Raw genomic sequence first — 13175 nt, 5'->3', positions numbered from 1 at the left:
GTCCGGTGGCGGCTTTGGCGGCGGATCTCGGGGCTCCGGTGGATTTGGTGGAAGCCGCGGCAGCCGGGGCAGCCGTGGATCGGGACCGTCCGGAGGGCGTCGTTCGGGCCGGGGCACAGGTTTCGGCCGGGCAGTACGCGGAGCTCTGCGCGATCTCGGTCTTTAGACCCCGATGGGCGGACGCTACGACAAGCAGGCAAGAACTGGGGCGCGTGGCGTGTGCGCCCCAGACTCATTCGTGTCACGCATACTGTTCCCCGCGGCGTCTCATGTCGTTGAGCTGCCGGAATGCCCATCCGTGCGCGATGACATCTGCAGTGTCATGCCGGATTGGGAGGTCGTCTCTGCAGCCGATACAAAAACAGCCACCACGGTCCTGCGCCGCGACGAAGACGGCACGTTCCAGTTCCAGTCATGGTGGTCCGACACCCCGTTGACAGAACTTGGTCGTGCCGGCGCGACCTGCGGCGCCGTTGCCGATATACTGCAAGGTTATCTTGACTCGCGGCCGGGTTTTTTCGGCTTTCACTGCGGGGCCGTTCAGGTCAACGGTCATCTTTTGGCCTTCACCGGCCCCTACCGGGCCGGAAAGACAACTCTTGTCTCCAGGCTCGGGACCGAGCCGGATTGCGCGCTTTTCTGCGACGACATCCTGCCGATCGATGGCGACGGCGTTGCGACGGCGCTTGGTGTGCAGCCGCGGCTTCGCCTGCCGTTGCCGAACGGGCTGAGCGGCGCTTTCAAAAGCTATGTCGCCGCCAACCTGACTGTCAGCGACACTCGCTACGGGTTCCTTGATCTTTCGAACCAGGCGTCTCTTGGCACCCGCGCACCATTGGCCGCAATGATCGTGCTGTGCCGACAAGAGGGCGCGCGTGCCCGATTTCACGAACTTTCGACCGAGGATGCAGCCGGGTTTCTGATCCGTCAGAACATTGCCGACCCCGGAGATGCCGGATCGCACTACGATCGCGTCGCTGCGATGGCGGAGGACCTTGTCTGTCTCACACTCGTTTATTCCGACCTGGAGGACGCTGTATCCCTGATCAGAGAGGCGTTCGGAGCAGCCGACATCCCGCGTTTGAAAGCGCCGTTGGGGCCGGCTTTGCCGCTGAGAGATCCTGATGCCGAGGCCCCTCCGGCAGACCTGTCGCTGCGCCTTGTACGAGCTTCTGATGTGGTGACCCGGCAGATCGGCGAGGATACGTTTCTGTGGCAGATGGCGGATCGAAACTTCTTCAGGCTCAATGCCATCGGGGGCGCGATCTGGACGCTTCTCGAACAGCAACAGACCGGCAATTGCATCGTACGCGCGCTCCACGATGCCTTTCCGGCAACATCGGAACAAAAGATAAGACGGGATGTCGCCATGCTGCTTGGCCAATTGATCCAGAGGGGTTTGGCGGCGATGTGCCCAGGCGCTTCTCCTGATGAGATGTGATTGCGGATGGAGAAGCAGCATGGCGCGACGACTACAATCACCACCGGCCGCATTCGAGCCTCGGCGGGCGCACAAAGCGGGAGTATCACCAACGGCCGGAAGAGGACCAAACCCTGATCAAAGCCAACTTTTAGACGCGGACACCAAGGGGATGTGGTCACACCCGCTGCACAAAAAAAGCCGCCCCGAGGGGCGGCTTTCGCGTTTCAAATTGGTGGCCGACCTTACATCTCGCACTCTTCGACGTAGACGTTGGAGTGATCCTCCAGCGCAGTGCCGATGATCTTGTTGGTGTAGACGTCGCCTTCCTTGATCACCTCGCGGACATAGATGTCCTGTACGGGGTGGTTGTTGGACGAAAACTCGAAATCGCCCCGGGTCGAGGCGAAATCGGCCTCTTTCAGCGCGGCACGGAAGGCGTCGGCGTCGGTCACGTCAGCTTTCGACATCGCGGACAAAAGCAGGTTCGCGGTGTCATAGCCTTGCGATGCGTAGAGCGAGGGCAGGCGGCCGTATTCTTCCTGGAAGGCGGCGACGAACTCTTGGTTCGCCTCGTTGTCGAGGTCCTTGTTCCACTGGCTGGTGTTCTTGACGCCAATCGCCGCGTCGCCCACGGCCTGCAGGATGCCCTGATCAAAGCTGAAGGCAGGACCAACCACGGGCAGGTCCACGCCGCTGTCGGCATATTGCTTGAGGAACGAGATACCCATCCCGCCCGGCAGGAAGAAGAACACGCTGTCGGCGCCCGAGGCGCGGATCTGGGCGATCTCGGCGGCATAGTCGGTCTGGCCCAGCTGGGTAAAGACCTCGCCGGCCAGCTCGCCCTCGTAGATGCGCTTGTAGCCGGTCAGCGCGTCCTGACCCGCGGGATAGTTGGGCGCGAGGATGAAGCTGTTCTGGAACCCGGCAGAGTTGGCATAGCCGCCCGCGGCCTCGTGCAGGTTGTCGTTCTGCCACGCGACGTTGAAATAGTTGGGGTTGCAACCCTTGCCGGCCAGCGCCGAGGGGCCCGCGTTCGGCGACAGGTAGAACTTGCCTTGCGCCACCGCGGCGGGCACCACGGCCATGGCGAGGTTCGACCAGATGATGCCGGTCAGAACGTCGACCTTTTCGGACTGAATCATCTTGTCGGCCAGTTGCACGGCGATATCGGGCTTGCGCTGGTCATCCTCGACCACGACCTCGATATCGGAATTGCCGGACATCTTGACCGCCAGCAGAAAGCCGTCGCGCACGTCGATGCCAAGGCCCGCACCGCCGCCCGAAAGCGTGGTGATCATGCCGACCTTCACGCCCTCGGCATGGGCCATCGCGCCAAGCGCGGTCATGGCCGTCGCGGCCAGGATGGATTTCAGTTTCATGGTTTCCTCTCCCTTGGAAGTGTCAGAACGCCTTGAACGTCAGCGTCGTCTCGGTGCGTTCGATATTGTCGATTGTCGCGAGGTTCTCGTTGATGAATTTGCCCACGTCTTCGCCGTCGGGGACATACAGCTTCAAGAGCAGGTCAAACGGCCCGGAGGTGGAATAAAGCTCGGAATGGATTTCGCGCAGGGCGATGTCCTCGGCCACCTGGTAGGAGGTGCCGGGGCGGCAGCGGATATTCACGAAAAGTGGGCGCATGTGATGGGTCTCCCGATCGGCTGGGGCCTATTTAGAGCGGTTTTCGGTGCGGATGAAAATGGCGAATTTCGTGCGCCGTTTCGGATCACTCCGGCACATGCCGCGCGCGCGCGCCGCGTTCGATGGCCGCCGCGTGCAGACGGTCAATGTTCAGCTGGTACCGGATCTCGCCCAGAAAGCGCAGTTCCGTCTCGTCCAGCAGGCCATCGGAGGCGGCCACGTCACAGGCAAGCGCATAGGCGGTCTCGAAGAGGCGCTCGGGCAGGTTGTCGGTGACGAGGCCGAAAAGCGCGTCCAGCCCGTCCTCTTCGGCAAAGAGGTCGAACACCATCTGCGACACGGTCTTCATCCGGTCGGCATCGTAGGTGGCAAAGATCGGCAGGTTGTCGATGGCGCTTTCGATCTTGACCAGTTCGGCGGTGCGGATCTCTTCATCCGAGGCCGACACGGCGATCATGACCGCCACGAGGCAGTCCTGCGGGGTGAGCGGGTGAGAATCCTGGTCGGTCATGCGCTGTCCTTAAAGGGGTTTGTTGCGGCGCAGATTATTGACTGTCCGGGGGCGGAGCAATAGGAACCGAGGCGGCCCGCCATTCGTGCGGGCCTTAACCTCTGGAGACCGACATGTCCGAACTGCGCGACGCCGCGATGAGTGCGAAAGCCTGGCCCTTTGAAGAAGCGCGCCGGCTGCTCAAACGGTATGAAAAGGCGCCGCCAGAGAAGGGATATGTTCTGTTCGAGACCGGCTATGGCCCCAGCGGCCTGCCGCATATCGGGACCTTCGGCGAGGTTCTGCGCACGACGATGATCCGCCATGCGTTTCAGCAGATCAGCGATATCCCCACGCGGCTGTTCTGTTTCTCGGACGACCTCGACGGGATGCGCAAGGTGCCGGGCAACGTGCCCAATCAGGAGATGCTGCAAGAGCACCTGCAAAAGCCGCTGACCAGCGTGCCGGACCCGTTTGGCGAGTTCGAGAGCTTCGGGCACCACAACAACGCCATGCTGCGCCGGTTCCTCGATACCTTCGGGTTCGAGTACGAGTTCTATTCTGCCACCGATTTCTACAAGTCGGGCCAGTTCGACACGACGCTGCTGCGCGCGGCCGAGCGGTATGACGACATCATGAAGGTCATGCTGAAATCCCTGCGCGAGGAGCGGCAGCAGACCTATTCGATCTTCCTGCCGCTGCACCCCGAGACGGGGCGTGTCCTGTACGTGCCGATGAAGAACGTGGATGCCGCCAAGGGCGAAATCACGTTCGACGACGAGGATGGCCGCGAGTGGACCCTGCCGGTGACCGGCGGCAACGTGAAGCTGCAGTGGAAGCCGGATTTCGGCGCGCGCTGGGCCGCGCTGGGCGTGGATTTCGAGATGTACGGCAAGGACCATTCCACCAACACGCCGATCTATGACAGGATCTGCGAGATCCTGGGCACGCCCGCGCCGGAGCATTTCACCTATGAGCTGTTCCTCGACGACAAGGGGCAGAAGATCTCCAAGTCGTCGGGCAACGGGATCAGCATCGACGAATGGCTGAGCTATGCCAGCAGCGAGAGCCTGTCCTATTTCATGTACCAGAAACCGAAGACCGCCAAGCGGCTGTTCTTTGACGTGATCCCGCGCGCGGTGGACGAGTATCACCAGCAATTGCGCGCCTATCCGGGGCAGGATGCGGCGGGCAAGCTGAACAATCCGGTGCATCACATCCACAATGGCGACGTGCCGGAAAGCCGGATGGTGGTGTCGTTTGCCATGCTGCTGAACCTCGCTTCGGTCGCTTCGGCGCAGGACAAGGAAACGCTCTGGGGCTTCATCAACCGCTACGCGCCCGATGCCAGCTCCGCCACGCATCCCGACCTCGATGCCGCGGCAGGCTCGGCGGTGAAGTACTACGAGGATTTCGTCGCACCGACGAAGACCTATCGCGCACCCACGGACCTGGAGAGCGAGGCGCTGACCGACCTGCGCGACCAGCTGGCCGCCTATGACGGCCCGGTCGAGGACGAGGCCCTGCAATCCATCGTCTATGCCGTGGGCCGTGACCGGTTCGATCCGCTGCGCGACTGGTTCAAGGCGATCTACGAGACGCTGCTGGGCGCAAGCCAGGGGCCGCGGTTCGGCGGGTTCATCGCACTCTACGGTGTTGACGAAACCGTGGCGTTAATCGACCGTGCGTTGGCGGGCGAGCTGGCTTGATCCACGTCAAGGCTGGCCGTTCGCGGCCCGCTAGACTGGGCAAAAGACAGGGAGCAGGACCATGATCAGATCAATCACCCTCGTTGCGTGCCTCTTGGCCGGGGCGGCGACCGCGCAGGAGTCGATGCCCGAACCCGAGGAGGGGCGCGCGATCTTCGAGGACAACTGCGCCGTCTGCCACGGCAGCCGCGGCATGGGCAACGGGCCGTGGGCGGGCTCTTACAACCCACCCCCTGCCGACCTGACGGCGCTGAAGGAAGACGGCGTGTTTTCCCGCACGCGGGTCCTGTCGGTGATCGACGGCTATGACCGCACCGGCCTGCCGGGGCACGAGATGCCGGAATTCGGCCTGCTGTTGCAGGGCGACACGGTGCCGGTGGACGTGGGCGACGGGGTGATGACGCCGACGCCGCGCCCGCTGGCGGCGCTCTTGATCTATATCGAGAGCATCCAGGACTAGACCCGGCAGATCCCGTTCAGCTCGACCCCGTCCCACGGCAAAACGACCTTGTCGGGGATGGTCAGTTGGCCCAGCGGGAACGCGCCTTCGAGCAATGATTCCAACCGCTTGGTGCGTGGCGCCCCGGGGTCCAGCGTGGCGCAGCAGACATATTCCTCGACGATCGAGGCCTGCTGTTCATAGCCGAAGTCGAGGAACCGCGTCTGCGTGTCGATGTCGAAAAGGTAGGGGTCGTCGCTGACCTGATGCTCGCGCACGGCCTTGAGCGGGCTATAGGCCGTCTGGCGGCGGTTCTGCCATTGCCAGACATGGGTCATCTCGTGGGCAAAGAGCATCGCCTCGACCAGGTAGAACCGCTCGTCAAAGTCGGGCAGGTAATCCTTCAGGTACCAGTCTTTCGAATAGAAAACCTTGCTGAACAGAACGAACGCGGCGGGGCTGACGGTGACTTCCTTGGTCTCCTCGGCCTGGGGCGGAAAGATGCGCTCGCGGCAGGCAAGGCGGGGGCGTTTCTTGCGGGTATAGGTGGTCTTGCCGATCAGGGCGCCCTCGACCAGCCGGATGCGGCCCGTGTCGATGGAGGACCCATGGATCTGCTTGGTGAAGGCTTTCTCGGTGTCCGTCAGGGGACGGCCACAGGAGATCAGGACGGCGAGAGAGAGCAGGAAAAGCCAGCGCATGTCCGGCAGGTTAACGGGGGATGAATGGACCGGATAGAGGGAATGTTAACCCCGGCCCGAATCGCGTCGAATCGTCTTGGTTAACAAGGGGATTGGGGGCAATTTGGAACGTCGGTATCGCGTCGGTATCCGGGTGGTATCGCGACGGTGCGGTTTTCGGGATTTGCCGGGTTAACGGGGCGTGCGGTGGTTTTGGTGGCGGGGAGGTCCCGGATCAAGTCCGGGACTGCGTTGTGTGGCTGAGGCCGCGCGAGGGCCAGACATGTGAGGTGGCACGCCTTTGGCGTGACGGGATGGCGTGTTGCGCGTCAGACGAGCCGTGGAGGCCGCGCGAGGGCCAGACCGCGGGGTGGCGATCCAGCGATAGTTCAGGGCACTTTATGGGTGCGGTGTCCGCATGACCTCTGATCGGGGGGCTTGTGTCAGCCAATCGCCAGCCCGTCGCACCGAAGGTGCGCCGCTTATAGGCGGCACGCCTCCGGCGTGACGGGCGGTCTCCCTCTCGGCGATTGCAGGCAATCGCCTGCCGGGCAGCGGGCGATCGCGCGGCGGCGCAGCGTGCTGCGCCTTGATTCCGCGCAAGGCGTGTCACTCAGAAGGATTCACGTGGCTTGCCACGTCTAACCACCGACATTATCCTTTGAATTGAGTTGCGTGGGGGATTGCACCTGAGCAAAAAAGAGCAGGTAACAGAGGTAGTAATTTGTCTAAACTTGAACACGGCGGTCATGAACTTGAGCAAATCCACTCGAAGAACAATGATATTAAATTATTCTGCCACTTCACGGGGTTTTTAGAAGGTATCGCCGCGAGTGGTTACATTGAACGCGGTGAGGTTGAGCCACTAATTGCTGAATGCGTGGAGTTTGTTGAGAAGTACGCAGATTGCGATGCATCAGACTTAGTCCAAGATTTTGAAGCTGATCTTATGGAGCACGATACGATTGTCGATGCCGCCAGATTTCGTATAGAACAAATAGATAGAAGCTGTAACAAAAGCGCTTTGAACCGTTTCCTGGGCTTTTGCAGAGGCATTGTGTGCGACGGAGTAATAACTGTCGAAGAGGCGAAAATGCTTCGCGACGCCATCGCTAGTCAACCCGAGCTTCGGGAGGTCGTGGGTGTCAACCAAATCGAGACAAGCGTGCAAGATGCTCTAGCGGACGGAATTGTAACAGCAGAGGAATCTTTGGAACTTTGCACTGTCATTGGAAGCGTTGTTGGCGATTCTTATGGCGATACGGGCCTTGCACAAACCAGTGGGGTCGCCAATTTTGACGAATTTCGGCTAGACGACATTTCGGTTGATTTAAACGAAAAGATGCTTGTTTTAACTGGCAACTTTAAGGCCACGCCTCGCAAGGACTTCGAGGATGAATTAGAAGCTCTTGGTGCTTTTGTTGCACGTTCAGTATCTGGCAGAACCGATTTTATTATTGTCGGTGGCGAAGCTTCACGCGATTGGATTGAAATGAATCGTGGTACGAAAATCCGAAAGGCACAGGAGCTTTATGCCAAGTCAAGCCGCCCGAACTTTGTTTCAGAAGGCCAGATTCTAAGGTTGATGGGTAAGACACAATAAACTTCAAACATCCAACTCCTCCACGAACCGCGCGTTCTCCTGGATGTACTGGAAGCGCAGTTCGGGCTTCTTGCCCATCAGGCGCTCCACCAGGTCGCCGGTCTCGCCGGGTTCGTCCTCGTCGATGGTCACGCGGATCAGCTTGCGCGTGGCGGGGTCCATCGTGGTTTCCTTCAGGTCCTTGGCGTCCATCTCGCCCAGGCCCTTGAAGCGGCTGACGTCGATCTTGCCCTTGCCGCCAAGGCCCTTTTCCAGCCACAGGTCGCGCTCGGCCTCGTCGAGGCAGTAGGTCCGCTTGGCGCCCTGGGTCAGGCGGTACAAAGGCGGGCAGGCGAGGTAGAGGTGGCCCGCGTCGATCATGGGGCGCATCTGGGTGAAGAAGAAGGTCATCAGCAGCGAGGCGATATGGGCGCCGTCCACGTCGGCGTCGGTCATGATGATGATCTTGTCATAGCGCAGGTCGTCGATGTTGAACCGGCTGCCCAAGCCGACGCCAAGCGCCTGCGTCAGGTCATTGATCTCGGCGTTCGAGCCCAGTTTCGAGCTGGCCGCGCCCAGCACGTTCAGGATCTTGCCGCGCAGGGGCAGCAGGGCCTGCGTCTTGCGGTCCCGGCCCATTTTCGCCGACCCGCCGGCGGAATCGCCCTCGACAATGAACAATTCGGTGCCGTCGCGGGTTGACGACGAGCAATCCACCAATTTGCCGGGGAGGCGAAGTTTTTTCGTGGCGGATTTGCGTTGTGTCTCCTTCTCGGCGCGCCTGCGCAGGCGTTCCTCGGCCCGCAGGACGAGGAAGTCGAGGATGGCCCCCGCCGACTTGGTGTCGGCCGCCAGCCAGTTGTCGAAATGGTCGCGGACGGCGTTTTCCACCAGACGCTGCGCCTCGGTCGTGGCGAGGCGGTCCTTGGTCTGGCCGACGAATTCCGGCTCGCGGATGAAGCACGAGACCAGCGCGCAGCCGCCGGTCATCAGGTCGTCGCGGGTGATGTTGGCGGCCTTCTTGTTGTTGACCAGCTCGCCATAGGCCTTGATGCCCTTGACGATCGCGGCCCAGAAGCCGGCGACGTGCGTGCCTCCCTCGGGCGTGGGGACGGTGTTACAGTAGCTTTGCAGGAAGCCGTCGCGGCTGGGCGTCCAGTTGATCGCCCATTCCACCTTGCCCGGGGTGCCGAAGCGTTCCTGGAAGTCGACGGTGCCGGCAAAGGGATTCTCGGCATAGGTCGAGGCGGTGCCCATCGTCTCGCGCAAGTAATCGGCCAGACCGCCGGGGAAGTGGAACGTGGCCTCCTGCGGGGTGTCGCCGTCGGCAATGGCGGATTTCCAGCGGATCTCGACCCCCGAAAAGAGATACGCCTTGGAGCGGATCGAGCTGAAGAGCCGGGCGGGCTTGAAGCGATGCGAGCCGAAGATCTCCTCGTCGGCGTGGAAGGTGACGGTGGTGCCGCGGCGGTTGGGGGCGGCGCCGACCTCCTGCACCGGGCCGAGCGGCTTGCCGCGGGAGAAGCGCTGTTCGTGGAGTTTGCGGTCGCGGGCCACCTGGACGACCATCGAATCCGACAGCGCGTTCACGACCGAGGCGCCCACGCCGTGCAGGCCGCCCGATGTCTGGTAGGCCTTGCCCGAGAACTTGCCGCCCGCGTGCAGGGTGCAGAGGATCACCTCGAGCGCGGATTTGCCGGGGAACTTTGGATGTTCGTCCACCGGCATGCCGCGGCCGTTGTCGCGGATGGTGATGGAATAATCCTCGTGGAGCTCGACCTCGATCCGGTTGGCATGGCCGGCCACGGCCTCGTCCATGGAGTTGTCGAGGATCTCGGCCACCAGGTGATGCAGCGCCCGTTCATCCGTGCCGCCGATATACATGCCGGGGCGTTTGCGGACAGGCTCCAGCCCCTCCAGCACCTCGATCGAGGAGGCGTCGTAATCGCCGGAGTCAGTCGGTGAGAGAAGGTCGTCGGCCATGTGCGCTGCTCTTTGTTTTATGAGTTGGGGCGCAGTATGGCAGAGGGCAGGCGGTGGGGGAAGTGGGATCGGGCCTTATTCCGAGGGGTATTGTGCGAGGTATCGGGCGCAGCCGCGCAGGGCGGCGTTGTCGTCGGCGATGAGGGTCACGGGAATGGCGCGCAGGATATCTGTGTAGGGTCCGCGCGGATGGAACGTGTCGGTGAATCCCAGCGGCACAAGATACGGCGCGACGGCCCGGGCGGTGCCGCCAATGAGGTAAAGCCCCCCGGTCGCCATGTGCGACAGGGACAGGTTCGATGCCGCGAGGCCCAGCAGCGAGACGAAGGCTTGCAGGGTTTTGCGGGGCTCCTGCGCGATGATCTCGATCGGGGTCAGTGTCTCGCCCGTATAGAAGGCGTGCAGGCGGCTGAGGCCGGGGCCGGAGAGGGCGGTCTCGATGGGCAGGTGTGCCGCATTGCCGCGCAGCGCATCGTAGAGCGCGCGAAAGCCCGGCGCGTCGGGCAGGGTGGTGTGGCCGGATTCGGACGGCGGCACGAAGAGGCCGTCGCCCACGCGGTGCGCGACCGCGATGTTGCAGCCGGTTCCCAGCCCAAGCACCATGCGCGGACCTTCGGGATCGGGCGTGCCGGGGATCAGCGGCGTGAGGCTGTCCGCGTCCAGATCGTCGAGCGCATAGGCCTGCGCCTGAAGGTCGTTCATCAGGTGCACTTGGTCGGCGCCGGTGGCGCGGGCCACCGCGTCGGCCTCGATGTGCCAGGCGTGATTGGTCAGCTGCGCCGCGCCGCCCCGCACCGGCCCGGCGACCCCCGCGCAAATCGCACTGACCGCGCCGGGGCGCATCGCATCCAGATAGGCGGCCAGCAGGTCGGCGAGGCTGGTATGATCGGCATTGGCAAAGTTGCGGGCGGTGTCGGGCAGCAGGCCCGCCCCAGTCGCCAGGCCGACGCGGCAGGAGGTGCCGCCCAGATCGACCAGAAGGCGCATTACGCCTGCCAATTGCGCGCCAGCGCGCGGGCGGCATTGGCAAAGAGCAGGACGTCGATGCCGACGCCCAGCATCTGCGCACCCCAGTCGCGGTAGGTGCGCGTCGTCTGCGCGTCGATCCCAAGGATGCCGGGCGCCTTGCCCGCCGCGCGAATGCGGGCCAGAGCGTCCTGCATGGCGGCGCGCACCTCGGGGTGGTTCGCGTCGCCGCGATACCCCATGTCGTTGGCCAGGTCCGACGGCCCGATAAAGGCCGCATCGACGCCGTCGACCGCGCAGATCGCATCGAGATTGTCCAGCGCGGCCACGCTTTCGATCTGGACCACGAGGCACATCTGGTCATTGGCCGTGGCGATATAGTCGGGCACCGCGCCAAAGCCCGAGGCCCGCCCCAGCGCCGCGCCGGAGCCGCGCACGCCCTCGGGCGGGTAGCGCATGGCGCGCACGATCCGCTCGGCGTCGGCCGCGGTGTCGACCATCGGCGCCAGAAGCGTCTGCGCGCCCGCGTCCAGCACCTGCTTGATGATCCAGTCCTCGGCCACGGGCACGCGCACGATGGCCTCGCTGCTGGAGGCTTGCAGGATGCCGATCTGGGCCGACAGGGTCTGGAGCGTGTTGGGCGCATGTTCGCCGTCGAGGATCAGCCAGTCGAACCCGGCCGTGCCAAGTATCTCGGTGGCATAGGCGTCGGCGAACCCGGCCCAGCAGCCGACAAGGGGCTGGCCGGCGGCAAGGGCGGTCTTGAAACGGTTGAGGGGAGCGGACATGGGCGGGCCTCGTGTGTCTTGGTGTCGAGGGCCAGTTAAACGCGGCGATAGACAGACGTCCAGCGACGCAGGGCGGGAACCGGCGGTGCGGGTTGCGCGTTGTCCGCGTGAAACCACCCCGAAGGTGACACACGCAATGACATTCACCGAAGCCATAGGCCGCAGCGCGCGGCACCGACAGACCGGGCGGACCGAACGCGAACCGGGCCGCATCGGGCTGACGATTCTCGGGATTGTCATGCTGGTGGGCGGGATGCTGGCGTTTTTCAACCCGTTTGCCGCATCGCTGACCGTCACCGCCGTCGCGGGTGCCGCGTTCCTGCTGGCCGGTCTGACGCAGCTTTGGCTGGCCTTCAGTGATCACGGCGACGCGCTGGGCGGCCGGGTGATCGGAGGGCTGATCGGGCTGGCCTTCGTGCTTTTCGCGGTATCGCTGTTGCTGAACCCGGTTGCCGGGCTGATCACGCTGACACTGGCGGTTGCGGGGCTGTTTGCCGTGCTGGGGCTGTTGCGTCTGGTCTATGCCGTCCGGATGCGCCCGCGGCACGGCTGGGGCTGGATCGCCGGGGCCGGGCTGATGTCGCTGGCGCTGGCCGGGATGATCGTGCTGGGCCTGCCGGGCGCCGCCGCCGACGTGCTTGGATTGTTCCTCGGCGTCGACCTGACGCTGTCGGGGATCGCGACGCTGGCGCTGGCGTGGCACAAGCCCAAGGCATCCGGCCAGGACGCTTCATAAACGGTAGACTTTCCCAACGTGCAGAGGGGCGCGTTCCATCCGAGGCGCGCCCGATTTCTGCGCGAATGGTCGATGCGCGCACTGATTTCCGGAACGCTTTGCGATGGACAGGATCGTGGCGCTGTGATTCCGTGGCCAGATGACGGACAGGCGCATTCCCATTCGCATTGCGGCCATGCTGGGCCTTGCCACGCTGGTGGTGCTGCTTCTGATGGGGCGCAATCCGACATGCCCCTGTGGCTGGGTGGACCTGTGGGGCACCGTGGGCACCAGCGAGGGCAGCCAGCAGGTGTTCGACTGGTACTGGCCCAGCCACCTGTTGCACGGGTTCCTGTTCTACGCGCTTTTGTGGCTGGTGGCGCGCCGGGTCGATCTGGGCTGGCGGCTGGTGATCGCGACGGCGGTGGAATGCGCGTGGGAGATCGTGGAGAACACCAACGCGGTGATCGAGCGCTACCGCGAGGTGACGATCTCGCTGGATTACTACGGCGACAGCGTGCTGAACTCGGCCTCGGATATCGTGGCGATGTGGCTTGGCTTCTGGCTGGCGCGGCGGTTGCCGGTCTGGGCCAGCGTGGCCGTGGTGGTGGGGTTCGAGCTGCTGACGCTGTGGGTCATCCGGGATAACCTGACGCTGAACGTGGTGATGCTGCTATACCCCGTCGAGGCGATTGCCGACTGGCAGGCGGGCGGCTGAGGCCGCTTAGTCGTCGTCGCGCCGGTCCTTGCCGCGCCGCGTGC

13 protein-coding genes and 1 pseudogene are annotated in these 13175 nt (G+C 63.4%); 7 read left to right on the top strand and 7 right to left on the bottom strand.

Annotated elements, in window-relative coordinates; all coding sequences use genetic code 11:
- Positions 1-298: 298 nt before the first annotated feature.
- The gene (locus tag C2I35_RS14645) at positions 299-1441 is read left to right on the top strand and encodes a PqqD family protein (protein WP_170067221.1); all 1143 of its coding nucleotides are present in this window, start codon (positions 299-301) and stop codon (positions 1439-1441) included.
- A 14-nt stretch (positions 1442-1455) separates the two neighbouring features.
- Positions 1456-1575, top strand: a pseudogene (locus C2I35_RS14640) (integrase core domain-containing protein); the annotation flags it as partial.
- A 90-nt stretch (positions 1576-1665) separates the two neighbouring features.
- On the opposite strand, the gene C2I35_RS14635 reads toward C2I35_RS14640, so the two are convergent.
- The 3 genes from C2I35_RS14635 to C2I35_RS14625 all read right to left on the bottom strand — a co-directional run bounded on the left by C2I35_RS14635 (position 1666) and on the right by C2I35_RS14625 (position 3572).
- On the bottom strand, positions 1666-2802 hold the full coding sequence (locus tag C2I35_RS14635; RefSeq protein ID WP_103763805.1) for an ABC transporter substrate-binding protein: 1137 nt from the start codon (positions 2800-2802) through the stop codon (positions 1666-1668).
- Positions 2803-2824: 22 nt separating this feature from the next.
- On the bottom strand, positions 2825-3061 hold the full coding sequence (locus C2I35_RS14630) for an Lrp/AsnC ligand binding domain-containing protein (protein ID WP_103763804.1): 237 nt from the start codon (positions 3059-3061) through the stop codon (positions 2825-2827).
- Positions 3062-3146: 85 nt separating this feature from the next.
- Entirely contained in the window at positions 3147-3572 is a 426-nt protein-coding gene (locus C2I35_RS14625; RefSeq protein ID WP_103763803.1) for a tellurite resistance TerB family protein, read from the bottom strand.
- Between the two features lie 113 nt (positions 3573-3685).
- On the opposite strand from C2I35_RS14625, the gene C2I35_RS14620 reads away from it, so the two are divergent.
- Positions 3686-5260, top strand: coding sequence for a lysine--tRNA ligase (locus C2I35_RS14620; protein WP_103763802.1), 1575 nt, complete (start codon positions 3686-3688; stop codon positions 5258-5260).
- 61 nt (positions 5261-5321) lie between these two features.
- Positions 5322-5720 carry a c-type cytochrome gene (locus C2I35_RS14615; protein ID WP_103763801.1) on the top strand — a complete coding sequence of 133 codons (399 nt, stop codon included), beginning with the start codon at positions 5322-5324 and terminating at the stop codon, positions 5718-5720.
- Here the strand turns inward: C2I35_RS14615 and C2I35_RS14610 are convergent.
- Positions 5717-6400, bottom strand: coding sequence for a hypothetical protein (locus tag C2I35_RS14610; protein ID WP_103763800.1), 684 nt, complete (start codon positions 6398-6400; stop codon positions 5717-5719). The two genes, C2I35_RS14615 and C2I35_RS14610, sit on opposite strands and share 4 nt — an antisense overlap.
- A 703-nt stretch (positions 6401-7103) precedes the next feature.
- Here C2I35_RS14610 and C2I35_RS14605 point away from each other — a divergent pair.
- Positions 7104-7982, top strand: coding sequence for a BRCT domain-containing protein (locus C2I35_RS14605; protein ID WP_146050043.1), 879 nt, complete (start codon positions 7104-7106; stop codon positions 7980-7982).
- A 3-nt stretch (positions 7983-7985) separates the two neighbouring features.
- On the opposite strand, the gene parE is transcribed toward C2I35_RS14605, so the two are convergent.
- The 3 genes from parE to C2I35_RS14590 form a co-directional block, all read right to left on the bottom strand.
- Positions 7986-9944, bottom strand: a complete 1959-nt coding sequence (gene parE, locus C2I35_RS14600) for a DNA topoisomerase IV subunit B (RefSeq protein WP_103763798.1) — start codon at positions 9942-9944, stop codon at positions 7986-7988.
- A gap of 75 nt (positions 9945-10019) precedes the next feature.
- Complete coding sequence (locus tag C2I35_RS14595; protein WP_103763797.1) at positions 10020-10931, bottom strand: glucokinase; 912 nt, start codon at positions 10929-10931, stop codon at positions 10020-10022.
- Positions 10931-11698 carry an HpcH/HpaI aldolase family protein gene (locus tag C2I35_RS14590; RefSeq protein WP_103763796.1) on the bottom strand — a complete coding sequence of 256 codons (768 nt, stop codon included), beginning with the start codon at positions 11696-11698 and terminating at the stop codon, positions 10931-10933. Before C2I35_RS14590 ends, C2I35_RS14595 begins: the two co-directional genes overlap by 1 nt.
- Before the next feature lie 136 nt (positions 11699-11834).
- Between C2I35_RS14590 and C2I35_RS14585 the strand changes: the two genes are divergently transcribed.
- Complete coding sequence (locus tag C2I35_RS14585; protein ID WP_170067220.1) at positions 11835-12434, top strand: HdeD family acid-resistance protein; 600 nt, start codon at positions 11835-11837, stop codon at positions 12432-12434.
- 139 nt (positions 12435-12573) lie between these two features.
- Positions 12574-13131: a DUF2585 domain-containing protein gene (locus tag C2I35_RS14580; protein WP_103763794.1), complete on the top strand. Its 558-nt coding sequence runs from the start codon at positions 12574-12576 to the stop codon at positions 13129-13131.
- The last annotated feature ends 44 nt before the right edge of the window (positions 13132-13175 follow it).

The sequence above is a fragment of the Roseovarius confluentis genome, from assembly GCF_002917925.1.
In the GTDB taxonomy this organism is placed as follows: Bacteria; Pseudomonadota; Alphaproteobacteria; order Rhodobacterales; family Rhodobacteraceae; genus Roseovarius; species Roseovarius confluentis.
This window is presented reverse-complemented; position numbering and strand designations above follow the sequence as displayed.